This window comes from Streptomyces sp. NPDC029044, assembly GCF_040637495.1.
GTDB lineage: Bacteria > Actinomycetota > Actinomycetes > Streptomycetales > Streptomycetaceae > Streptomyces.
This window is the reverse complement of sequence record NZ_JBEZWN010000029.1, coordinates 12,258-33,291: the sequence shown is the minus strand read 5'-3', so window position 1 is coordinate 33,291 and position 21,034 is coordinate 12,258. Positions and strand designations below refer to the sequence as shown.

Annotated in this window: 19 protein-coding genes; 7 read left to right on the top strand and 12 right to left on the bottom strand. The window is 72.4% G+C overall.

The genetic code is table 11. From position 1 onward, the window contains the following. Positions 1–41: 41 nt before the first annotated feature. Together AB0E85_RS22800 and AB0E85_RS22795 are read right to left on the bottom strand one after the other, a co-directional pair. The gene (locus tag AB0E85_RS22800) at positions 42–1,637 is read right to left on the bottom strand and encodes a cation acetate symporter (RefSeq protein WP_361930066.1); all 1,596 of its coding nucleotides are present in this window, start codon (positions 1,635–1,637) and stop codon (positions 42–44) included. Next, positions 1,631–2,077, bottom strand: coding sequence for a DUF485 domain-containing protein (locus AB0E85_RS22795; protein WP_361930064.1), 447 nt, complete (start codon positions 2,075–2,077; stop codon positions 1,631–1,633). The genes AB0E85_RS22800 and AB0E85_RS22795 overlap by 7 nt, the downstream gene beginning before the upstream one ends. Positions 2,078–2,427: 350 nt before the next feature. Between AB0E85_RS22795 and AB0E85_RS22790 the strand changes: the two genes are divergently transcribed. Then, positions 2,428–2,922, top strand: coding sequence for a hypothetical protein (locus tag AB0E85_RS22790; RefSeq protein WP_361930061.1), 495 nt, complete (start codon positions 2,428–2,430; stop codon positions 2,920–2,922). A 42-nt stretch (positions 2,923–2,964) separates the two neighbouring features. Here the strand turns inward: AB0E85_RS22790 and AB0E85_RS22785 are convergent, their stop codons facing one another. From AB0E85_RS22785 to egtA, 5 genes are all read right to left on the bottom strand, one after another. Beyond that, complete coding sequence (locus tag AB0E85_RS22785; protein WP_033307910.1) at positions 2,965–3,180, bottom strand: dodecin; 216 nt, start codon at positions 3,178–3,180, stop codon at positions 2,965–2,967. 127 nt (positions 3,181–3,307) lie between these two features. Further along, positions 3,308–4,270 (bottom strand): L-histidine N(alpha)-methyltransferase, encoded by a 963-nt coding sequence (gene egtD, locus AB0E85_RS22780; protein WP_361930057.1) that lies wholly within the window; start codon positions 4,268–4,270, stop codon positions 3,308–3,310. Beyond that, positions 4,267–5,061 carry an ergothioneine biosynthesis protein EgtC gene (gene egtC / locus AB0E85_RS22775; protein WP_361930054.1) on the bottom strand — a complete coding sequence of 265 codons (795 nt, stop codon included), beginning with the start codon at positions 5,059–5,061 and terminating at the stop codon, positions 4,267–4,269. The genes egtD and egtC overlap by 4 nt, the downstream gene beginning before the upstream one ends. Next, positions 5,061–6,398: an ergothioneine biosynthesis protein EgtB gene (gene egtB, locus AB0E85_RS22770; protein ID WP_361930052.1), complete on the bottom strand. Its 1,338-nt coding sequence runs from the start codon at positions 6,396–6,398 to the stop codon at positions 5,061–5,063. Before egtB ends, egtC begins: the two co-directional genes overlap by 1 nt. Beyond that, on the bottom strand, positions 6,395–7,696 hold the full coding sequence (gene egtA, locus AB0E85_RS22765; protein ID WP_361930049.1) for an ergothioneine biosynthesis glutamate--cysteine ligase EgtA: 1,302 nt from the start codon (positions 7,694–7,696) through the stop codon (positions 6,395–6,397). The genes egtB and egtA overlap by 4 nt, the downstream gene beginning before the upstream one ends. Before the next feature lie 292 nt (positions 7,697–7,988). On the opposite strand from egtA, the gene AB0E85_RS22760 reads away from it, so the two are divergent. Next, positions 7,989–8,834, top strand: a complete 846-nt coding sequence (locus tag AB0E85_RS22760; protein WP_361930046.1) for a TIGR02452 family protein — start codon at positions 7,989–7,991, stop codon at positions 8,832–8,834. Here the strand turns inward: AB0E85_RS22760 and AB0E85_RS22755 are convergent. Both AB0E85_RS22755 and AB0E85_RS22750 read right to left on the bottom strand, forming a co-directional pair. Then, complete coding sequence (locus AB0E85_RS22755; RefSeq protein ID WP_361930044.1) at positions 8,797–9,243, bottom strand: type II toxin-antitoxin system PemK/MazF family toxin; 447 nt, start codon at positions 9,241–9,243, stop codon at positions 8,797–8,799. The two genes, AB0E85_RS22760 and AB0E85_RS22755, sit on opposite strands and share 38 nt — an antisense overlap. 286 nt (positions 9,244–9,529) lie before the next feature. Continuing rightward, positions 9,530–10,957, bottom strand: a complete 1,428-nt coding sequence (locus tag AB0E85_RS22750) for an amidase (protein ID WP_361930042.1) — start codon at positions 10,955–10,957, stop codon at positions 9,530–9,532. A gap of 241 nt (positions 10,958–11,198) precedes the next feature. On the opposite strand from AB0E85_RS22750, the gene AB0E85_RS22745 reads away from it, so the two are divergent. Further along, positions 11,199–12,587 carry a glycoside hydrolase family 43 protein gene (locus AB0E85_RS22745; protein WP_361930039.1) on the top strand — a complete coding sequence of 463 codons (1,389 nt, stop codon included), beginning with the start codon at positions 11,199–11,201 and terminating at the stop codon, positions 12,585–12,587. Between the two features lie 15 nt (positions 12,588–12,602). Here the strand turns inward: AB0E85_RS22745 and AB0E85_RS22740 are convergent, their stop codons facing one another. Together AB0E85_RS22740 and AB0E85_RS22735 are read right to left on the bottom strand one after the other, a co-directional pair. Next, the gene (locus AB0E85_RS22740) at positions 12,603–14,363 is read right to left on the bottom strand and encodes an FAD-dependent oxidoreductase (protein WP_361930036.1); all 1,761 of its coding nucleotides are present in this window, start codon (positions 14,361–14,363) and stop codon (positions 12,603–12,605) included. Positions 14,364–14,537: 174 nt separating this feature from the next. Next, positions 14,538–14,987, bottom strand: coding sequence for a spore-associated protein (locus AB0E85_RS22735; protein ID WP_361930034.1), 450 nt, complete (start codon positions 14,985–14,987; stop codon positions 14,538–14,540). 347 nt (positions 14,988–15,334) lie between these two features. On the opposite strand from AB0E85_RS22735, the gene AB0E85_RS22730 reads away from it, so the two are divergent. From AB0E85_RS22730 to AB0E85_RS22715, 4 genes are all read left to right on the top strand, one after another. Beyond that, positions 15,335–16,267, top strand: coding sequence for a hypothetical protein (locus tag AB0E85_RS22730; RefSeq protein ID WP_361930031.1), 933 nt, complete (start codon positions 15,335–15,337; stop codon positions 16,265–16,267). Positions 16,268–16,346: 79 nt separating this feature from the next. Continuing rightward, positions 16,347–17,084, top strand: coding sequence for a class I SAM-dependent methyltransferase (locus AB0E85_RS22725; RefSeq protein WP_361930029.1), 738 nt, complete (start codon positions 16,347–16,349; stop codon positions 17,082–17,084). 87 nt (positions 17,085–17,171) lie between these two features. Then, positions 17,172–17,969: a serine/threonine protein kinase gene (locus AB0E85_RS22720; RefSeq protein ID WP_361930025.1), complete on the top strand. Its 798-nt coding sequence runs from the start codon at positions 17,172–17,174 to the stop codon at positions 17,967–17,969. Continuing rightward, positions 17,966–19,525, top strand: a complete 1,560-nt coding sequence (locus AB0E85_RS22715; protein ID WP_361930022.1) for a protein kinase — start codon at positions 17,966–17,968, stop codon at positions 19,523–19,525. Before AB0E85_RS22720 ends, AB0E85_RS22715 begins: the two co-directional genes overlap by 4 nt. Before the next feature lie 63 nt (positions 19,526–19,588). On the opposite strand, the gene AB0E85_RS22710 is transcribed toward AB0E85_RS22715, so the two are convergent. Then, positions 19,589–20,773, bottom strand: coding sequence for a hypothetical protein (locus AB0E85_RS22710; protein WP_361930019.1), 1,185 nt, complete (start codon positions 20,771–20,773; stop codon positions 19,589–19,591). Between the last annotated feature and the right edge of the window lie 261 nt (positions 20,774–21,034).

Below are 21,034 nucleotides of genomic sequence, written 5' to 3'. Positions count from 1 at the left end.
CGCGTCCCCGTCGCCCGGCCACCGCCGGCCCGGATTGCGGGTCAGTCGTCCGCGCCCACGAGCATCCGCACCTCGAACTCCTCGTGGGCGGAGGCCTCTTCGGCCGGCCCCTTGTCCAGCACCGTGCCGAGCCAGCCCAGGGCGAAGCCCACCGGGATGGAGACGATGCCGGGGTTCTGGAGCGGGAACCAGGCGAAGTCTGCTTCGGGGTAGAACGAGCCCGGGGCCGAGGAGACGACCGGGGAGAAGACGGCCAGCAGGACGGAGCAGAGCAGGCCGCCGTAGAGGCTGAGCAGGGCGCCCTTCGCGCTGAAGCGCCGCCAGAAGAGGGTGTAGATGATCGTCGGCAGGATGGCGGACGCGGCGATGGCGAAGGCCAGGAAGGCGAGCGTCGCGGTGTTCGCCCCCCAGGCGACGAGGGCCAGCAGAATGCCGAGCACCCCGATGACCGCCCCGGACAGCCGGGCGACGGTCAGCTCCTCCGTCTCGGTCGCCCGGCCCTTGCGGATCACCTCGCTGTACAGGTCGTGCGCCAGGGAGGAGGCTGCGGCCAGGGTGAGACCGACCGCCACCGCCAGCAGCGTCAGGTACGCCAGGCAGGTCAGCAGCGCGGTCAGGACACTGCCGCCCAGCTCGTGGGCGAGCAGCAGGACGGAGGCGTTGCCGGTGCGGTCCGTGGCCTCGATGGTCTCCCGGCCGAGCAGCGCGGTGGCGCCGAGTCCCATGATGCCCGCCCCGAAGCAGACGGCACCGACCAGTCCGACGGCCCACAGCACGGAGGAGCGCAGCACGCCGCTGTTGCGCGGGGTGAGCAGCCGCATCAACACGTGCGGCAGAGCGGCGAGGCCGAGCACGATGGCCAGTTCGAGGCTGAGGAAGTCCAGCTTGTTGCTGACGGTGCCGCCGTAGCGCAACCCCGGTTCGAGGAAGCTCAGGCCCGAACCGCTGCGCTCGGACGCCCTCTCCAGCAGCGCGTTGGGATTCCAGTCGAAGTGGTGCAGCACCCAGCCCGCGGTGAACAGCACGCCCACCACCAGCATCACGGCCTTGATGATCTGGATGACCGTCGCGCCCGGCATGCCGCCCAGGGAGGCGTACAGAATCACGAAGACGCCGATCACGACCACGCACAGCGTCCGGGTGGTCCCGCTCGGCACGCCGGTGAACTGGGTCAGCAGGGCCACGCTGCCCACGAGTTGGGCCACCAGGTACAGCGTGGCGATGGCCAGGATGCAGACCGCCAGCGCCACGCGGACCGGCCGCTGCTGTCGCGGCAGGCGCAGCGCCACCGTGTCGCCGAGCGTGAACCTGCCCGTGCGGTGCAGGGGTTCGGCGATCAGCAGCAGCACCATCATCCAGGCGACGGTGGTGCCGCCGAGGTACATCAGCCCGTCGTACCCGGTCAGTGCGACCAGCCCGGTGCTGCCCAGCAGGGTGGCGGCGGACAGGTAGTCGCCGCACATGGCCAGGCCGTTGCGCAGTGGCGACATGGCCCGGTTGCCGAGGTAGAACTCGCTGATCTCGTCTCGCTGAGGAGCCGTCAGCAGGGCCATGAACAGGGTGATCACGACCACGGTCAGGAACAGGACGAACGTCAGCTGAAGGCTGCTGTCGTCGATGGCGGCGGCGGTCACCACGTGCGGGACCCCCTCGCTCCGTGCCGCAGCGGCTGCCCGGCCCCCTGCGGTGGCGCCGTCCTACGGGCACGGCGGCTCCCGGTCTCGTACAGCCGGGATTTCAGGCCGCGGGCGAGCGGATCGACCCGGGTGCGCATGTGCCGGACATAGCACCACGCGGTCACGCCCATGATGACGAACTGCCCGAGACCGAGGGTGAGTCCGACCGTGAGACGGCCGAACAGCGGCTGGTTCATCACCGCGGGCACAAAACTCGACAGCAGTACGTACAGCAGGAATCCACCGACGGACAGGACCGTCGCGCGGATGCCGAACCGGCGCTGCGCGCGACGCAGGGAGTGAAATTCGGGATGGTCGGATATACGAGACGGCGGAGTATGTTCGATGTGCGGAAGCGGGAATGTGGGAGTGTCGTCCCGCCGCGGTGAATATTCGGGCACAGGCGCACCTTCTTCGCTGCATCGTGCCCCGCACTCGACCCCGTCGGATCAGTGGACACGTCCGGGTTTCGGGCAGGGGGAAGGGGTGCCGGACGCGCGGTGGGGGTGCGGGCTCTGTGGGGGGTCGTGAATCCGGAAAACTCACGGCTCGGATTCACGCGGACGGCCTCGGGGATCTGTGTGGAGATCCCCGGTCAGCCTCGGCCGCGGGTGGTGGCGAGGCTGAGAGCGGAGTATGTCAGTGCCGTCCTTGAGCCATCAACTGTGAGGGTGAATCGACGTGTGTACATGGCTTGTTCACGCGGGCTGTCTCAAATGCGCCGGGCGCAGGGACCCCTTACGCTGGCGGCGTGAGCGACGACCGCGGTACGGCCCCACTGGCCGTGTTCGACCTGGACAACACTCTCGCCGACACCACGCACCGGCAGGGGTTCCTGCAACGCAGGCCGAAGGACTGGGACGGGTTCTTCTCGGCCGCGCCCCAGGACCCGCCGGTCCCGGAGGGCATCGCGCTGGTCCTTCAGAGCGCGCGGGAGTGCGAGATCGTCTACCTCACCGGGCGGCCCGAGCGCTGCCGGCGCGACACGCTGGACTGGCTCGCCGCCCAGGGGCTGCCCGAGGGGCACCTGCACATGCGGCGGGACGCCGACCGGCGTCCCGCCCGGTTCACCAAGCTGGAGATCCTGCGGCGGCTCGCCCGCACCCGCGAGATCCGCGTCCTCGTGGACGACGACGAACTGGTCTGCGCGGACGCCCGGCGCGCCGGATTCACCGTCCTACGGGCCGACTGGGTGACCCGGTCCGCCGAGATGAAGGCGGCGCAGGAGCGCGAAGGGCGAACCTGAGCCCTACTCCGGCTCCCTGAGTCCACTCCGGCTCCCTGAGCCCTACTCCGACTCGTCGAGGCGGAAGCCCACCTTGAGGCCCACCTGCCAGTGCGCGATCTGCCCGTCCTCCAGCTGGCCGCGCACCTGCGTCACCTCGAACCAGTCCAGGTTGCGCAGCGTCTGCGAGGCCCGGTCGATGCCGTTGCGGATGGCCTGGTCGACGCCGTCCGGTGAGGTGCCGACGATCTCCGTGACCCGGTAGGTGTGGTTCGACATGCCGCTGCTCCTCTTCCCCTGACGTTCCTGTGACGGGAGTGTCACGCGTCATTCCACCGTGCCCCAAGCGGCGGCGAAGCGCGAGACGTCGTCTCCCGCCCTCGCCGCCGCCGGGGGCCCGGCGGGGTCAGTGCGCCACGCTCAGCGACAGCGCGAACCGGCCAGCATCGTCCGTCCACCAGTGGGCCAGTTCCAGCCCGGCCGCGGACAGTTCGGCGCGCACGCCCTCCTGCCGGAACTTCGCCGACACCTCCGTTCGCATCTCCTCACCCGCCGCGAAGTCGACGGCGAGGCCGAGCGCCGGCACCTTCACCGTCTGCGCCGTGCGGGAACGCAGCCGCATCTCGATCCACTCGTGCCCGGGGTCCCACAGCGCCACGTGGTCGAACGCGGCGGGCTCGAAGTCGGCGCCCAGCTCGCGGTTGATCACGGTCAGGACGTTCTTGTTGAACGCGGCCGTCACCCCGGCCGCGTCGTCGTACGCCCTGACCAGCACCTCCTCGTCCTTGACCAGGTCCGTCCCCAGCAGCAGGGCGTCGCCCGGGGCGAGCAGGGCCCGCACGGACGCCAGGAACGCGGCGCGTTCGGCAGGCAGCAGGTTGCCGATCGTGCCGCCGAGGAACGCCACCAGTCGCGGCCCCGGCGTGTCCGGCAGGGTCAGTTCCGCGGTGAAGTCGGCGATCAGCGCGTGCACGTCCAGCCCGGGCCGCTCGGCGGCGAGCGCCTGCCCGGCCTGGCTGAGGGCGCTCCCGCTGACGTCGACCGGGACGTAGGTGTGCAGATCCGGGAGTGCGTCGATCAGGTGCCGGGTCTTCTCCGAGGAGCCGGAGCCGAGCTCGACCAGGGTCCGCGCCCCGGTCGCCGCGGCGACGTCGCCGGCGCGGGCGAGGAGGATCTCCCGCTCCGCGCGCGTCGGGTAGTACTCCGGCAGTTCGGTGATCTGCTCGAACAGGTCGCTGCCGTGCGCGTCGTAGAACCACTTCGGGGGCAGGGTCTTGGGGCGGCCGGTCAGACCCCGGTGGACGTCGGCGCGCAGCGCGGCGTCCGTGGCGTCCTCGGGCAGGGTGCGGGTGACATGGAACGGACTCACGTACGGGGCTCCTTCGGCGAGGGGGAGGGCACGGTGGTGTCGGCCGGTTCCTTCAGCGGCGTGAGCAGCACGTCGGTGCGGCTTGCCGCGAGCAGGGTGCGGTCGGGGACCTCCCGCCAGTGCGGATCGTCGTCGTAGGGCTCGGAGGCCACGACGGTGCCGCCGCCGGGCCGGGTGAGGTACCAGAGGGTGTCGCCCCAGGCGGTGGCGGTGATGGTGTCGCCGTTGGTGAGGAGGAGGTTGAGCCGGGAACCGGGGGCGGCGGCGGCGACCTCCAGGACCGTGTCGGCCAGCGCCTGGCCCTCCGTGTCGCCGCTGCGCAGCCGCGCCAGCACCAGCGCCCACACGAGCGCCGAGTCGTTGCGGGCCTCCAGCGACAGCAGGTCCTCGTGCGGCAGCGTCCGGGACACGGTGGCCAGTGAACCGGGCCAGCCCCTCACCGCCCCGTTGTGGCTGAACAGCCAGGTCCCCGCCGCGAACGGGGCCGCCGCGGCCTCCGCGTCGGCCCCCGACAGCGTCGCGTCCCGCACCGCGGCGAGCAGTGCGGTGGACCGTACGACCCGGGCGAGGTCGGCGAACGACAGGTCCGCCCAGACGGGCCCGGCCCGGCGGTAGCGGGCCGGCACCGGGTCGCCCTCCGCGTACCAGCCGACGCCGAAACCGTCGGCGTTCACCGTCCCGTACTTCTGGTGCCGGGGCGCCCACGACTGCCGGTACAGCCCGTGCGGGGGCTCCACGAGGAACCGGCCCAGCGGTTCCCCGGGCCCCACGTACGCCACATGACGGCACATCAGACGCCCTCCGAACGGGCCGTGCGGAAGCCGGCGAAGATCTGCCGCCGGATCGGGTAGTCCCAGTTGCGGAAGGTGCCCCGGCAGGCCACCGCGTCCACCGCGAACGAACCGCCGCGCAGCACCTTGTGGTCGGGCCCGAAGAAGACCTCCGAGTACTCCTTGTACGGGAACGCCTTGAACCCCGGGTACGGCAGGAAGTCGCTCGCCGTCCACTCCCACACGTCACCGATCAACTGCCGTACGCCGAGCGGCGACTCGCCGGCCGGGTAGCTCCCGGCGGGTGCCGGACGCAGGTGCCGCTGGCCGAGGTTGGCGTGCTCGGGGCCCGGGTCGGCGTCGCCCCACGGGTAGCGCATCGAGCGGTCGCCGGCCGGGTCGTGCCGGGCCGCCTTCTCCCACTCGGCCTCCGTGGGCAGCCGGCGTCCCGCCCAGCGGGCGTAGGCGTCGGCCTCGTACCAGCACACGTGCAGCACCGGCTCGTCCGGCGGGACGACCTCGGTGACGCCGAACCGGCGCCTGAGGAACTGCTGTCCGTCGCGCCGCCAGAACAGCGGGGCGTCGATGCCGTGCCTGCGGATGTGCGCCCAGCCCTCGGGTGCCCACCAGCGCGGGTCGTCGTAGCCGCCGTCCTCGATGAACGCCAGGTAGGCGCCGTTCGTCACCGGGGTGGTGTCGATGTGGAAGGGCGCCACCTCCCGCCGGTGCGCGGGGCGTTCGTTGTCCAGCGCCCACGGCTCACCGGTGGTTCCCATGGTGAACGGCCCGCCCGGGACGAGGACTTCGGCGGGGCCGGTGAACAGCGGCACCGGCTCCGGGTCCGGGGCGGTCAGCGCCTGGGGCCCCTTGCGCAGCTGATGGGTGATCAGCATGGTCTCGTCGTGCTGCTGCTCGTGCTGGGCGATCATCCCGAAGGCGAACCCGGCCTCCGTCAGCCGCGTCCCGTGCAACGCGTGCCGCTCCAGCACGTCCAGCGCCCGGCCGCGCACATCGGCCGCGTACGTCCGGGCCTCGGCCGGCGACAGCAGGGGCAGCTTCGGCCGCTCGGCACGCGGATGCTCGAAGGCGTCGTAGAGGCCGTCTATCTCGGGGCGTATCGCCTCGTGCCCGGCGACGGCCCGCAGCAGCCACTGCTCCTCCTGGTTGCCGATGTGTGCGAGGTCCCACACCAGCGGCGACATCAGCGGCGAGTGCTGCGCGGTCAGGTCGGGGTCCTCCACGCAGCTCGTCAGCAGCGTGGTGCGGTCCCGGGCGACGACCAGTGAGGCGACCGCCCGCTCACGGAGCACCTCGGGGTCGACGGCCCCGGCGTCGACGGCGGGATCGGTGTCGGTCATGGGCGGAAGTCCTTCCCGTGGGCGCGACCGTCCGTGCCGCGCTGTCGGTCGAGCAGGTCGTCGGCGGGGCAGCGGCCCAGGACGACATAGCGGTCGAGATGGGCCGTGACGGCCTCGATGACCTCGGGGGCGGCGCCCAGCCGGGGCAGGGCGTCCAGCGCGGTCGTGAAGCACGTGACGGCCACCTCGCGCAGTTCCGCGTCGGCCAGTCCGCCGCGGGCCGCGTCGAGCCACAGCGGGTTGTGCGGCGCGGGCAGTCCCAGCGTCCGCTCGGCCAGCGGTTTCACGGCCCGGTAGGCGGTCTCGGTGGCCTCCGGGTCGTCGAACAGCGCCGCCGTCACGGCGAGCGGCACGATCCAGCCGTCGTCCCCGGGCTGCGCGTCGATCATGCGCAGTTCGAGGTGGCCGCGCGGCCTGACCGGCGGGAACAGCGTCGTGATGTGGTAGTCGAGGTCCTCCCGGGTGGGGGGCCGGGGAGCGCCCGTGCGGATCCAGTCCCGGAAGGTGAGCCCCTCGGGAACGTCCCAGGGCCCGCGGTCCCGGCGTACGCACATCACGGGGGCGTCCAGCACGTGCCGGGCCCAGGCGCCGCGCGGATCGGTGTCCAACCGCGGTCCGCCCGCCCGTCCGGCCCCGATCCGGGTCCACGCTAGCTGCCGGGTGGACAGCCAGCCGGTCGGACGGTGCCCGGCGAGCGGCGAGTTGGCGAACGCGGCCACCAGGACCGCGCCCAGATGGTGGGCCAGCCACCAGCGCCGCACGAGGCCGAGCGGTCCGGGCTCCTCGTGACCGGCGTCCAGGCACACCTGCACGGAGGCGGAGGTGCACATCATGGCGCGGCCCGCGGGGCCCGTGCGGTCCAGGCACGCCTCCATGGCGTCGTAGCGCGGTTGACGCAGGAACCTGCGGGGTTCGTGCCAGGGATCGTGGCCGAGGCCGACGAGGGCGAGGCCGTCGTCGCGCAGAACCGCGCGCACGGCGTCCAGGTCGGCGGAGACGGTACCGATGACCTCGGTCAGCGAGGCGGCGGGGGGCGAGCTCAGCTCCAGCTGGCCGCCGGGTTCCACGGTGAGCGCCGACCTCAGGGGCACGGTACGCAGTGCGGCGTAGGCCGCTTCGAGTCGTTCGGGTGTGACGGGGAGCTGCGGTGCGCGCAACTCGTGGACGAGCCATTCCACCTCGACACCGAGGCGGCGTGGAGGGCCGGTCTTGAAGCAGATGCCGCGGACCAGAGCCTCGACCTCGGCTTCGGACAATGACGTGCGTGGCCGGGTACAGCCACCTACCGAATCGGACATGTCGGGATCCTCCTGAGATTCCACCATGCCACCGGTCCGGGCTCTTCGGCGGCCCGGGCCGGGATCACTCGTCCCACCCAAGACGCTCCTGTCGCTCGGCACAAGGGGGCGAACCGGGGCGTTCCCGGTCGGTCATACGGGCCGGCCCCGAGTTTCCAGGGACTTTCCCGGGACGTTCTCGGCTGGCGAAAACTCTGTTGCCCCGAAGATCCGGCATCACCCACCATGCCTGCGTGAGCACGACAAGAAGGGCCGCGCGGCGCGCGGTCACGGCGGCTACGGGGGTGGCGCCGTGAGCGCGCGCCTGCGCGGTATCGCGCAGCAGACCGAGCAGATCGTCGAGGCCGGGCGCTACCGCGCGCCGGACGGGCGCGAGGTCTCGATCGCGGCGGAGCTGCGTGCGGCGCGCCAGGGCACGCGCCTGTACGGACCGGAACCGGTGCCGGTGCCCGCCGATCGGGTGACCGGGGCGCGGGAGATGCTGGTGGAGGTCACCGGCGAGAGCAGCCTGGCGGCCGCCCGCAGGCTCGGCGGGCGCGTGGCCGTGCTGAACTTCGCCTCGGCCAGGAACCCCGGCGGCGGCTATCTGAACGGCGCCCAGGCCCAGGAGGAGGCCCTGTGCCGCGCCTCCGCGCTGTACACGTGCCTCCTGGAGGCCCGCGCGTTCTACGACCACCACCGGGCCCACCGCGATCCGTTCTACACGGACCGTGTCATCCACTCACCGGCCGTGCCCGTCTTCCGCGACGACCGGGGCGCCCTGCTGGCAGAGCCGTACACGGCCGGTTTCCTCACCTCGCCCGCGCCCAACGCGGGCGTGGTGCTGCGCACGGCGCCCGAACGGGCCTCGGACCTGCCCCGGGCCCTCGCGGTGCGGGCCGAGCGCGTCCTGGAGACGGCCGGCGCCCACGGCTACCGCCGGCTCGTCCTCGGCGCCTGGGGCTGCGGGGTCTTCCGCAACGACCCCGCGCAGGTGGCGGAGGCGTTCCGGGCGCTGCTGGGGCCGGGCGGCCGGTTCGCCGGGACCTTCGAGCACGTGACGTTCGGGATCCTGGACCGGACACGGGACCGTGCGGTGCTGAGCGCCTTCGAGGAGACGTTCAGCTCCAGCCGTAGCGCTCCTGGAGCCGGCGTCTGACCAGGTTGAACCGCATGCGGTCCAGTGCGCATGCCTCGCGGCGCATGCCGTCCTCGTGCAGGCGCAGCACCCGGTCCACGTCGACCCACGAGTCCCGGCCCGTCCGGTCCCACGGCCCGGCGCCGATCGGCACCCACTCGCGGTCACCGTCGTGCCGCTTGCTGGACAACTGCACGGCCAGGAAGGTGCCGCCCGGCTCGCGGGCGACCACCAGCACCGGGCGGTCCTTGCCCCGGCCGTCGTTCTCCTCGAAGGGCACCCAGGTCCAGACGATCTCCCCGGGATCGGGGTCGCCGTCGTGCGCGGGGGAGTACTCCGTCCGCACCCGGCCCACTTCGCGGGGGTCGGTCTGGACGGTGGCGGAGGGGCCGTGGCGGCCGGGGACGTTCTCGTCGGCAAACGTGCTCACGGGGGCACCTTAGAGGCCGCTCCCATGAGCACGCCGCCCGGGTCACTCGTCGTCCAACGGCACCTTCCGCTCCCCCCCGTTGAGGGCGGACGTCCTCCTGCGGCGTCTGCCCGTGCGGCCGGCCTGGAGGATCTCGCTGTCCCGGGTCGCCTCCGCCATCCGGGCGAACGACCGCTGCTCGGCCTCCGTGGCCAGCCGTCACCATCGATGCGGCCGCCATGAGGACGGCGCATGGTCGCGCCATGAGACGGCGCACGGTCGCGCCATGAGGACGGCGCACGGTCGCTCAGGCGGCGGCGGAACGAGCCGTGACCGGCGGCGACGGCCACTTCTCGGCCCAGCGCAACTCCGCCTCCAGTTGGGCGGCCACCTGCACGAGCAGCGGCTCGCTGTTGGCCGGGCCCAGCAACTGCGCGCCGACCGGCAGTCCGTCCGGCGTGAACCCGGCGGGCACGTTGACCCCGGGCCAGCCCAGCACGTTCCACGGCCAGGCGTACGGGCAGGCCGCGATCATCGCCCGGTCGGTGGCGAACCCGCTGAGTTCGAGCAGGGCGCCGATGCGCGGTGGGGGAGCGGCGGTCGTCGGCGCGAGCACGACGTCGTAGGAGGTGAAGAAGGAGCCGATGCGCCGGTGCAGCGCGGTCTCCGCACGCCGGGCCGCCCGCAGCGGGGCACCGCCGAGCAGCCGGCCCAGCCGGGCCGCGTCCCGGGTGCGCCGGTCCAGCAGCGCCGGGAAGGGCGCCTCGCCCACCCGCTCGGCGATCCCGGCCGTGGCGCGCGGCACGAAGGTCAGCCCGATCTGCCCGTACGGCGGATCCGCCTCCTCGACGAAGTGCCCCAGGGCGGCGAGCCGTTCGGCCAGTTCGACCACGCGGGTCCGCACCTCGGGCAGGAGCCGGGCGGGCACGGCCGTGAAGGGCGGCTTGAGGGAGAGCGCGATGCGCAGCCGGCCCGGATCGCGGCCGACGGCCCCGGACACGTCGAGGGGCGGGGGCTGGTGCGGGTCCTGAGCGTGGTTGCCGCTCGCCGCGTCCAGCAGCAGGGCCGCGTCGGCGACCGTACGGGCCAGGGTGCCGTTGACGGTGATGCCCTGGAAGGACTCCCCGCGCGGCCACGTCGAGACCCGGCCGCGCTGCGGCTTGATGCCGACCAGATGCGTCCACGCGGCCGGGATCCGCACCGAGCCGGCGCCGTCCGAGCCGAGCGCGGCGGGCACCAGGCCGGCGGCGACCGCGGCGGCCGACCCGCCCGAGGAACCACCGGGCGTGTGTTCCGTGCTCCACGGGTTGCGGGTCGCGCCGAAGGCCGGCCCCTCGGTGAAGGGCCACTGCCCGAACTCACAGGTGTTGGTCTTGCCGATGATCACGGCCCCGGCCGCGCGCAGCCGCCGTACCGCCTCACCGTCCTCGGCGACCGGCGGGAACTCCCCGCAGCAGCCGAACGCGGTCGGCTCACCGGCCACGTCCATGTCGTCCTTCACGGCGACGGGGACGCCGAGCAGCGGCATCCGTGCGCCCGGGGAAGCCAGTCGGCGGTCCGCGACGTCGGCCTCCGCGAGCGCGGCCTCGGCCCGGACGATCCGGAAGGCGTTGAGGCTCCCCTGGGACGCCTCGATCCGTGCCAGCGTCCGCTCGACCAGCGCCCGCGACGTCACCTCCCCGGCGGCCAGCGCACGGGCGGTCTCCGCCAGGCCTTCGGAACGGTCGAGCGCCATACGGACACCTCCGGAATCGGCTGTCTACCGAACGGTAACGTCCGGCGGCCGGTGGCGGAATGCCGACGACTGGAGTGTAAGTCCACGCACCGGCCACGGCTTCCTCACTGGGCGCATCGGCCCCTGCTCAAACCATTGACGGCCCGTGCCGTCGCCCTTACGTTCTGAGCCCCACCTTTCGATCGATGTCCCGAACCTTGTTCGATATATCGAATCTCGGTGTTCCCAGGGAGAGCCGTCCGTGACCTCACACCTCGCCGCCCCGTCCCGCCGCACACTGCTGCGCGCCCTGGCCGCCCTGCCCGCCTCGGCGATCCTGCTCGGTGAGACACCCGGACTCCTCGGCACCGCCCTGGCCGCCGCACCCCCGAACGGCTCGGCCACCCGCTACACCATCGTGCCGTTCCTCAACAGCGACGACGGCACGGTCAACGTCTACCAGTCGGACGACGCCACGGACTTCCGGCTGCTGCGCTCCTCCGCGTACACCCCGCCCGCGAACCGGATCCGCGACGCCTCCGTCATCAGACACACTGACGGCTTCTACTACGTCACCTACACCACCCACACCTGGCAGGACCCCAGCACGACCATCGGATTCGCCCGCAGCTCCGACCGCGTCAACTGGACGTTCCTGTACGACTACACCGTCCCCGTCGCGGGCCTCTCCCGCGCCTGGGCACCCGAGTGGTTCGTCGACAGCGACGGCAGCGTGAGCATCATCGTCTCCTGCTCCACCACGAACGACGAGTGGATCTTCACCCCGTACCTGCTGCGGGCCACGAACTCGGCCCTGACGGCGTGGAGTTCACCCGTCGTCCTCTCGGGCATCGGCGCCAACCACATCGACACGTTCATCGTGAAGGCGGGCTCGACGTACCACGCCTTCCCGAAGAACGAGACGACGAAGTACATCGAGTACGCCACCGCCTCGAACCTCACCGGCCCGTACACGATCCGCCGGACCGGCGACTGGGCGGGCTGGGGCAGCTACCGCGAAGGCCCCGCCCTGGTCCGGCTCGACAACGGCGGCTGGCGCATCTTCTTCGACGGCTACGGCGACGGGAACTATTACTACAGCGACAGCTACGACATCTTCGCCACCTGGTCGGCCCCGGCCGCGCTGCCCGGAATCTCGGGCACGGCACGGCACTTCACGGTCGTCAAGGAGACGGTCACGGGCGGCCCGGCCCTGGCCCGGAACGTCACGCGCTCCTTCCGCTCGGCCAACTACTCCACCCGCTACTGGCAGCAGCAGTCCTCACTGCTCAACCTGCCCGTGGTCGGCGCCTCCAGCACCACCGCCGACAAGCAGGCCGCCACCTTCACGGTGGTCGCCGGACTCGCCGACGGCAGCGGCTGCTCCTTCCGCGACGCCGCCGGCAACTACCTGCGCCACTGGGACTACCGCGCCCGCTTCGACCCGAACGACGGCACGAGCACCTTCGCCAAGGACGCCACGTTCATCCTCCGGGCCGGTACGGCATCGGGGTCCGTCCGCTTCGAGTCGTACAACCACCCGGGGCGCTACCTGCGCCACTACGCCTACCAGCTCCGCGTGGAACGCTCCGACGGAACGGACCTGTTCCGGCAGGACAGTTCGTTCGTGCCGGTGACGCCCTGGGGCTGAGCGATTCCACGGGTCTCAGCCGACGTCGAAGACATTCGGCAGGCGGAGACGGTACCGGGTGCGGTCGTGCCGCTTGGCCGCCTCCAACTCGGGGGCCCGGTACAAGGGCGTCACGGTGCACCGCTCGGCGGTCGAACCGGTCTGTTCCAGAAGGGCGTTGACGGCTTGCCGGGCCGAGGTGTTGGCGCCCTCCATGGTGGCGAGATCGATGGGCACGGCCACGTAGTCGCCGGCCAGGAAGAAGTTGGGGATCCGCGTGGCCGACCGCGGGCGGTGGTGGAAGGTCCCCACCGGATGAATCAGCAGCTGCTCCTCGTTGACCGGGTGCGGAGTGCCCAGTCCGTCCACAGCCGGATCGAGGAACCAGGAGTGCAGCACGGAGTCCTTCAGGACCGTACGGCCGCTGTCGTTGAGCGCCGCCTTCAACTGCGCCCACACCTCGCGGGCAACCTCGGTGCGGGTGCACTGCTTGGCCGTCTTCCCGTACAGGATGCCCGGCTGGTCCCACTCGGAGACGTCCACGGACAGGCAGTCCGCGACCGTGCCGTCACCGAAGTCGGCCGGGAAGTCGTGGCCCGGCCAGTGCTGGGCCTGGGCGATCGCGGTCAATGACCACGGGGAGTCGATGAGGTTGAGGTGGCCGTGCAGGGTCGGCGTCCGTTCGGTCAGATAGAACTGGATGCCGGTCATCCAGTCCGTCTCCAGCCGGTCGCACGCGGCCAGTTGGGGGTCTGCGGCGCGTACGGCGGAGTTCCAGGTGCGGCGGGCGTGCTCGACCGGCATCGCCGAGATGTAGTGGTCGGCGGTGACCGTCCGGCGCGCTCCTCCCGGTTCCTCCACGACGGCTCCGGTGATCGCGCCCCCGCCCAGGGTCAGGTCCCGTACGGTCCAGCCGACGCGGAACTCGACCCCGAGTGACGTCAGGTACGTCACCCAGGGGTCGATCCAGGCCTCGTTGGTGGGCGCGTTGAGGATCCGGTCCAGCGGTCCGTCCGCGCCCCGGCCGAGGAGGTTGAAGACGAAGGCTTCCATCAGGGTGGCGACCGTACGGGTGCTGGCCTCCTCGGCCTTGGTGGCCACGATGTTGCGGGTGATGCCGACGGCGAGGATCCGCCGGTAGTCGTCGGACATCCGCCCGGCCCGGACGAAATCCCACCACGGCGTCCGCTCCCACACGTCGTCACGGCGCTCGTCGCAGCTGGTGAGGAAGACCAGGAAGCGGTTGGCGAAGTAGAGGGCCTCGTGGAGAGGGAGGTTGAAGGCCGTGTCCAGGAGCGCGGTGAGGGCCCGGCGGATCTCGTCGGGGGTGAGTTCGGCAGGAGTGCTGCCGGGCCAGGAGAGCGGGATCCGGATGTCCTCACGGCCGCCCGACCGGGCGAACAGCATCTCCTTGGGGGCGGCCAGGTTGTCGTGGACGCCGCCCGGGTTGCCGGGGAACGGGATGCGCCGCATGGTGTCGGGCAGGTTGTGATAGATGCCGGGGATGAAGCGGAAGCCGTGCTCCCCGGGCAGGGGGCGGCGGCCGCCCGTGCCGCTGCCCGGTACGTCCATGCTGCGGGCCTTGCCGCCCAGCGCCTTGCGCTCGTAGACCGTGACCCGGAAGCCGCGCTCGGCGAGTTCGTGCGCGGCCGTGAGCCCTGCCACACCCCCGCCCAGTACGGCCACGCTCTGTGCCACCGCGCCGTTCTCGGCCGAGGCCCGCTGGGCCGTCCCGAGGGCGAGCCCGCCGGTGGCCGCGGCGGTGCCCAGGAATCTTCTGCGCGTGGTGCCGCTCATCACTACCCCTTACCGTCGGTAACACCGGCGCACGAGGATAGAGGTGAGGGGGTCGACCCGGAAGGCTGGGCGCGGTCTTGGCTTGATGCCGCCGTACCGGCGGCATGAAGGAGGCCGGGCCACCACGGCCCCCGCGAAGCGCGGCAGGGGATGTGATGGCCCGGCTGGAGGGGGTCAGCGGGTGAAGGTGACCCGGTGCTCCTTCAGGGAACCGCAGTTGGAGCCGTACACCTGCACGTACGTGTTGGCGATGCTGCCGCCCCAGTCGACGCAGTGGCCCTTGCCGTAGGCGTACACCGGTCCGGCGTACGACGTGAACAGGCCCTCGTCGTAGTGGCTCTCCTCGGTGTCCGGGACGTAGATCCAGGCGGACATGTTCACGGCCTTGCCCGGGTTGTTGCGGATGGTCGCGACGCAGTTCTGGCCGTTGGCGGCGTTGTAGGTCAGGTAGACGGTCCCCAACGAGCCGACCTTCGCCGAGTTGACCGTCTTGTAGCCGCTCCCGCAGACCTTCTGCGGTGTGGTGTTGGGCGCTGCCGAGGCCGGCGACGCCAGGGCGGTCATGGTTCCCACCGACAGTGCCGCCGCAGCGGACACGGCCAGAACGGAACGGGTGAATCGCATATTTCCCCCTTGCAACTCTTCGAGGTGGTTGCTCCTGCATGGTGTGACCCGTCGGGCATGCAAAGGGTTGTGCGCCATTTCGCAGGAAAATTGGGGGAGTTGGGGATAGCTGTGCGCGGAGGGCCCGTGTCGTGACCGCGGGTGCCCCAGCGTTCCCAGGCTTCGTCTCTTTTACTCGCGAGTCACTTATGGCACACGCGAGATCCAGAGGATCTGTGCAGGGGTGTCACACGGACTGCACACCGCCCTTCCAAAGTCTCGTTAGCGTTACGGCTCGATCCCACGTGCGAACGTGACCAGGGCGCGGCCGGCGAGCCGCCGGAACAGCCAGATCGGGAAAACCACACATGGACTACTGCTCGTCGTGCCGTCGGCACCTCAACGGCGCCCTGGTCTGCCCGGGGTGCGGCGCCTACGCCCCGGACATCGACCCCCGTGCCGTCGACGCCCGGCCCGGCCCGGCCCCCGCGTCCGCCATGGCCCCGGGCGGACCGGCCACCTGGGAGTACCCGGCCGCCACCGGCACGTGGCACGACGGCACCCTGTGGGACGAGACCCGCGCCCGTTCGTACGAGGGCCCCGGCTCGCCCGAGGAGTACGACTCCCCGGACACGGAAGCGGACCCGGACACCGACACGACCGAGGGCTTCGAAGCCCGGCCGCAGGGGCGGGCGGCCCGCCGTCGCCAGCTGGCCCGCTGGAAGAAGAACCAGCGCCGGGCCGTGGTCGCGACGGCGGTCGCGCTCGTCGGAGGCGGTCTGACCGTCGCCGCGATGAACGGGAACGCGAAGCCCGGCGTGCAGGCGGCCACGACACCGCAGGACACGACCATGGGCGGCTCCGTGGGGGAGGCGCCGACGTACGCCGAACCGACGTCGAGGCAGGCCGGCCCCCCGCGCTCCGAGCGCGAGGCCACCCCCACCACCGCGTCGCACGCCGACCGGGCCTCGCGCCACCAGCAGTCCCGGGCCGCCGACCCCCGCACCACACCGGCCGGCACGCGGACGGACGCGGCCGCGGCGCCCCGCGAGCTGCCGCTGACGACGCCGCCCCGGCGCAAGACCGTCACCGACACCGTCGAAACAGCCACCGGCAACGCCGCATCCACCGCGTCGGACGCCACCGAGCCGCCGACGGCGCCGGCCGCCGGGTCGGACTCGGACGCGCAGCAGCCGACATCCCCCTCGACACCCCCGCCCGCGGCGACCACTCCGCCCGAGACGTCTCCCTCCGACACCAAGCCCAAGGAACTCTGCCTGCTCGTCATCTGCCTCGGCTGACGGGAACTCCCACGGCGGGACGCACGCGGCCGCCGCGAACCGGTGGCCGCGCGCAGGCGCCCTTCGTACCGTCGGCCGTATGGCTGACGAGTGCTTCCGGCATCCACGGCTCGCCGCGGTGTACGACCGGCTCGACCCCGACCGTCGCGACCTCGCCCCGTACCTGCGCATGGCGGAGGAGGGCGGGGTACGGCAGGCCCTCGACATCGGCTGCGGGACGGGGGTGTTCGCGCTGCTGCTGGCCGGACGCGGCATCGACGTGGTCGCCGTCGACCCCGCCGAGGCGTCCCTGGACGTGGCACGCGGTAAGCCGGGCGGTGAGCGGGTGCGGTGGCTCCACGGCGACGCGACGGCCCTGCCGGCCCTCACCGCTGATCTCGCGACGATGACGGGCAACACAGCCCAGGAAATCACCGAACCGGAGGACTGGCGGCGGACCCTGCGAGGGATTCGTGCGGCGCTGCGGCCGGGCGGACGCCTGGTGTTCGAGACGCGGATACCGGCCCGTCGCGCGTGGGAGGAGTGGAACCGCGAGGCCACGTACGGCGTGACAGAGATCGCCGGTGCCGGCGTCGTCGAGTCCTGGGTCGACCTGCTGGACGTGAGCGGACCGCTGGTGACGTTCCGGTGGACCTATGTGTTCGCCGCGGACGGGCAGGTGCTGACGTCGGACTCGACGCTGCGCTTTCGCGAGCGGCAGGAGATCGAGGCGGCACTCGCCGCGCACGGCTATGTGGTGGAGGACGTACGTGGCGCACCGGACCGGCCGGGCCGGGAGTTCGTGTTCGTCGCGCGACGCCCGGAAAGGGCCCGCTGAGGCGGCCCCGCCGCCTCCGCCACAAGCGGAAGCCGACCGTACAATCCTCGCGACCAAATCGGGGGCGACATCAGCGGGGGAGTCCGCGTGGAAACGATCATCGTGCAGTTGCCCGGCACCACCCAGTGGGGTGCGGAGGAGACGGGCAGTCCCGAACTGATCCACCTGGGACCGGGGGACGTCGCGGACTTCGGACGCGGCGGGACGGGAGTGCGCATCGTGCTCACCGACCCCGGCATCTCCCGCCGGGCCGGGCAACTGGAAGCGGCGGGCGACTACTGGCGGCTGTCCAACTTCAGCCGCAGCGTGTCGTACGTGGTGGAGAACCTCGAAGGGGCGGGCGAGTACCTCACCGTCGCACCCGGGCGGCTCGGGGCGCCCGTGCCCTTCGAGTTCTCCCGCGTGGTGCTGCCCGCCCTGTCCGGCACCGCCACGTTCAAGGTGTTCGCACCCCAACACGCCTATCTCGGCGAGCAGTCGGTGCCCGGCGGCGGTGAACAGACCGTCCACCCCTTCGCCCTGGACCCGACGTCGAAGTACTTCCTCGTCCTGGTGGCCCTGTGCGAGCCCCGCCTGCGCGACCCCTCCGACTCGGCACTGCCCGGCGTCGGCCAGATCGTGGAGCGGCTGCGGCCCCTGGAGTCCTGCCGGGACCTGACCCGCTCCGCGGTCAACTACCACATCGACTACCTGGCCTTCGCCAAACTGCGCCTGGACCTCGGCGAGGAAGCGACGACCGCGGCCGACGGCGGCCGCACCGGTGCCAAGCGCACCCGCCTCGCCTCCGTCGCCCTGCGCTTCGGTCTGGTCGGCGAGGAGCACCTCGGCCTGCTGCCGCCCCGCGGCGCGGGCCGCCTCACCGACCAGCAGGAGGCCCGCGCATGACGACGTCCGAGGAACGGGACGACGAGCTGGAGGCGCCCCGCCCGCCCGGGCTCCCGGAGGGCTTCCGCATCGAGGGCTGGGAGGTGGGCGCGGTCATCGGCTCGGGCGGCTGGGGAACCGTCTACGAGGCCCGGACGGTCGCCGACGGCACGCCCGTCGCGGTGAAGGTGCTCCCGACCGGAGCACTGGGGCCCGGGCAGCGCGCCGCGCTCGGTGAACTCGTGGCGCGCGAGGTCCGGTTCAGCGCGGAGGCCGACCACCCCCACCTCGTCCGCACCCACGCCGTGTGCACCGTCGAGGCACCGGAACTGCCCGCCCTGGACGGTGCGATCGCGCTGGTCATGGACCGGGCCGAGGCCAGCCTGAAGGACGTGCTGGACGCCGCCGCGGCGGGCGGGCCGATCGCGGACGCCGGCCGCGTCCTGCGCGGAGTCGCCGCCGGACTGGCCCACATGCACGACGCCGGCTGGGTGCACGGCGACCTCAAACCCGCCAACGTGCTGCTGGGCCCCGGTGGCGAGGTGTGGCTGGCGGACTTCGGTCTCGCCGCCGAACTCGACGGCACCCACGCCCACTTGCCGCCGCTCGGCACCCTCGACCACCTGCCGCCCGAATGGTGGTCCCAGCGCACCGGAACCCAGGGCGCCGTCGTCCGGCCCACCGCCGACATCTGGGCCTTCGGCGTCCTCGCCCACCAGGTCCTCACCGGCGGACTCCACCCCTTCCCCGGGGCGACGGCCCGGGCCCGCTCGCTCGCCGCCCAGACCTACGCACGCGGCACCGCGCCCCTGCGGCTCGACGCCGGCCTCGACGAGGACCTGCGCCGGCTGATCGCCGACTGCCTCGCCCCGGCCCACGCCGCCCGGCTCCCGCACACGGCCGGCAGCGTCGCCGCCCGGGTCGAGGCCGCCACCGCCGGTCCGCACTGCCGCCGAAGACGGATGCCCGTCCTCGCAGCCGGGCTCGTCGTCCTGACCGCCGCCGCGGTCGCCGGGGCGGCGCTGCTCGGTGGCGGAGGCGAAGGCGGCCTCACCCAGGACGACGAACGCGACAGCGGCACACCCACGGTCACCGGTACGCCCAGCCCGCTCGCCGGTGAGATCCCCGAGAACTCCGACGTACCCGAGGCGCTGCGCCCCGTCATCGCCCGCGCGGCCCACCGCTGCACCGACGAGGAGATCACGCCCGCCCTGCTCGCCGCGCTGATCAAGGCGGAGAGCGACTTCGACCCCAAGGCCTCCCGTCCGGAGAGCGAGGAGTACGGCATCGCCATGTGGACGCCGTCGGTGTTCCGGGCGTGGGCCGTCGACGGGGACGGCGACGGCGACAAGGACCACATGTCGCCGCCGGACGCGATCTCCACCATGAGCCTGTACGTGTGCTGGCTCGACCAGCGCTTCAAGCAGGCCGGGTTGCCGAAGAAGGACCTGCCCGCACTCGTCGCGGCCGGCTACCGCACCAGTGACCGCACCGTCATCGAGGAACGGGGTGTGCCGGAGCGGGTGCGGCCGCACGTCGACAAGGTGATGCGCTACCTCGCCGAGTACGAGCGCTGAGCGGCACGAACGCGAGCGGTGGGCGGAGCCGCAGCCCCGCCCACCGCTCGTCCCCCGTTCCCGTCACGGCCGCGGCGAGCCGCACTCCGGGACGTTCGGCAGCCGGTTGTCCGGCGAGCTGATGTAGATGTTGGAGATGTAGCCCCCGTACTGGGGCAGATAGGCCCACCAGTCGTTGGTGTAGGGCGGCACAGTGACCACCTCGCCGCGGGTCTGGCAGCCGACCAGCACCTCGACGCCGGCGGGGAGCCGGGTGATCCGCTCGTCTCCCGTGGCCGGTCCCCTGCGGACGTTCACGAGCTCCCCCCAGGTGCCGAACCAGGTCCCGGCGGGCCGTACCCCGCCCGGCACGTTCAGCGACCGGGTCAGCCGGCCGATGTCGGTGTACGCCTTGCCGTACGTGGTGCCGACAGCGTGCAGCGTCAGTACGGCCACGATCGTGCGGTCGTTCGCGCCCACGGTGCCGGTGGTGTGCAGCGCGGGGCGGGTGAGGTCGACGGCGGCGGCACGGGGAGCGGCGGCCGGCTCCGCAGACGTCGCCGCGGGCGCGGCCTGGGAGCCGCACGTGCCCTTGGCGAACTTCCCGGACCAGCCCTGCTTGACCGCCCAGGGCCGGTCGAACGACCCGGCGATGCCGAAGTGCTGGTCGAAGTGGTCGGTGGCGGAACAACGGGTGGAGCGGCGCAGGTTGTCCATGATGAAGGTGCGGACGGGCGCGGGTGCCTTCTCCAGGATGTACCGGTAGACGGCCACCGTGTCCCGGGCGGACATGGCCGTGTAGCCCCAGAATCCCGCGTACTCGGCGGGCGGTGCCGTCGTGTCGCGCAGACCGACCTCGGGCCGGTCGAGCATCCGCTTGATGATCGCCGAGCCGCCGTACGTCGACCAGTAGTGGTTCGCGGCGTCGTCGTCGCTGCCGCGCAGCATCGGCTCCAGCCGGGCGCGGTCGGCCGCGGGGATGACGTAGTCGGGACCGCGGTCCCACAGGAAGTCCAGCGCCAGCAGGAGCTTGACGACCGACGCGGACCGGAACTGCGCGCTGTCGTTGACCTGTTCGGTGAACGTGCCGGTCTGCCGGTCGAAGACGGCGACGCCGGCGGTGACACCGGGCGGGATCTGCGCGGCTGCGGAGCTCTGGATGGTCCCCGCCGCCCTCTCCGTCCGGGGCTGTGCCGCGGCACCGCTCGTGAGTGACGCGACCGTGACGACGGCCGCGAGCGCGGCGGCGCCGCGCAGGAGCATGCGCATGGTTGCCCTTCCTGGATCGCCCGGTTGTCCGACGGGACCTCGGCCCGCGGCGCCACGATAGGAGCCCCGGCGGGGCGGCCGCTCCTGACGGATGTCAGGGCTCCGGCGGAGCGGGCGACCTGCGGCTTCGACCCTGACAGGTGTCAGGTGTCGGCGGCGGGGTGACGCCCCGTACGGTCACGACGGCGAGCGGCGGCCGGTTCGGGGGCCGGTCGCCGCGTTCGACCTGACCACCCCTCGGCACACGAAACGAAAGAGGGC

Bases quoted from the DNA above. Each gene is read 5' to 3' on its own strand.
- AB0E85_RS22785 (WP_033307910.1), bottom strand. From the start codon at position 3,180: ATGTCGAACCACACCTACCGGGTCACGGAGATCGTCGGCACCTCACCG.
- egtC (WP_361930054.1), bottom strand. From the start codon at position 5,061: ATGTGCCGTCATGTGGCGTACGTGGGGCCCGGGGAACCGCTGGGCCGG.
- egtB (WP_361930052.1), bottom strand. From the start codon at position 6,398: ATGACCGACACCGATCCCGCCGTCGACGCCGGGGCCGTCGACCCCGAG.
- egtA (WP_361930049.1), bottom strand. From the start codon at position 7,696: ATGTCCGATTCGGTAGGTGGCTGTACCCGGCCACGCACGTCATTGTCC.
- AB0E85_RS22750 (WP_361930042.1), bottom strand. From the start codon at position 10,957: ATGGCGCTCGACCGTTCCGAAGGCCTGGCGGAGACCGCCCGTGCGCTG.
- AB0E85_RS22740 (WP_361930036.1), bottom strand. From the start codon at position 14,363: ATGAGCGGCACCACGCGCAGAAGATTCCTGGGCACCGCCGCGGCCACC.
- AB0E85_RS22735 (WP_361930034.1), bottom strand. From the start codon at position 14,987: ATGCGATTCACCCGTTCCGTTCTGGCCGTGTCCGCTGCGGCGGCACTG.
- AB0E85_RS22730 (WP_361930031.1), top strand. From the start codon at position 15,335: ATGGACTACTGCTCGTCGTGCCGTCGGCACCTCAACGGCGCCCTGGTC.
- AB0E85_RS22725 (WP_361930029.1), top strand. From the start codon at position 16,347: ATGGCTGACGAGTGCTTCCGGCATCCACGGCTCGCCGCGGTGTACGAC.
- AB0E85_RS22715 (WP_361930022.1), top strand. From the start codon at position 17,966: ATGACGACGTCCGAGGAACGGGACGACGAGCTGGAGGCGCCCCGCCCG.
- AB0E85_RS22710 (WP_361930019.1), bottom strand. From the start codon at position 20,773: ATGCGCATGCTCCTGCGCGGCGCCGCCGCGCTCGCGGCCGTCGTCACG.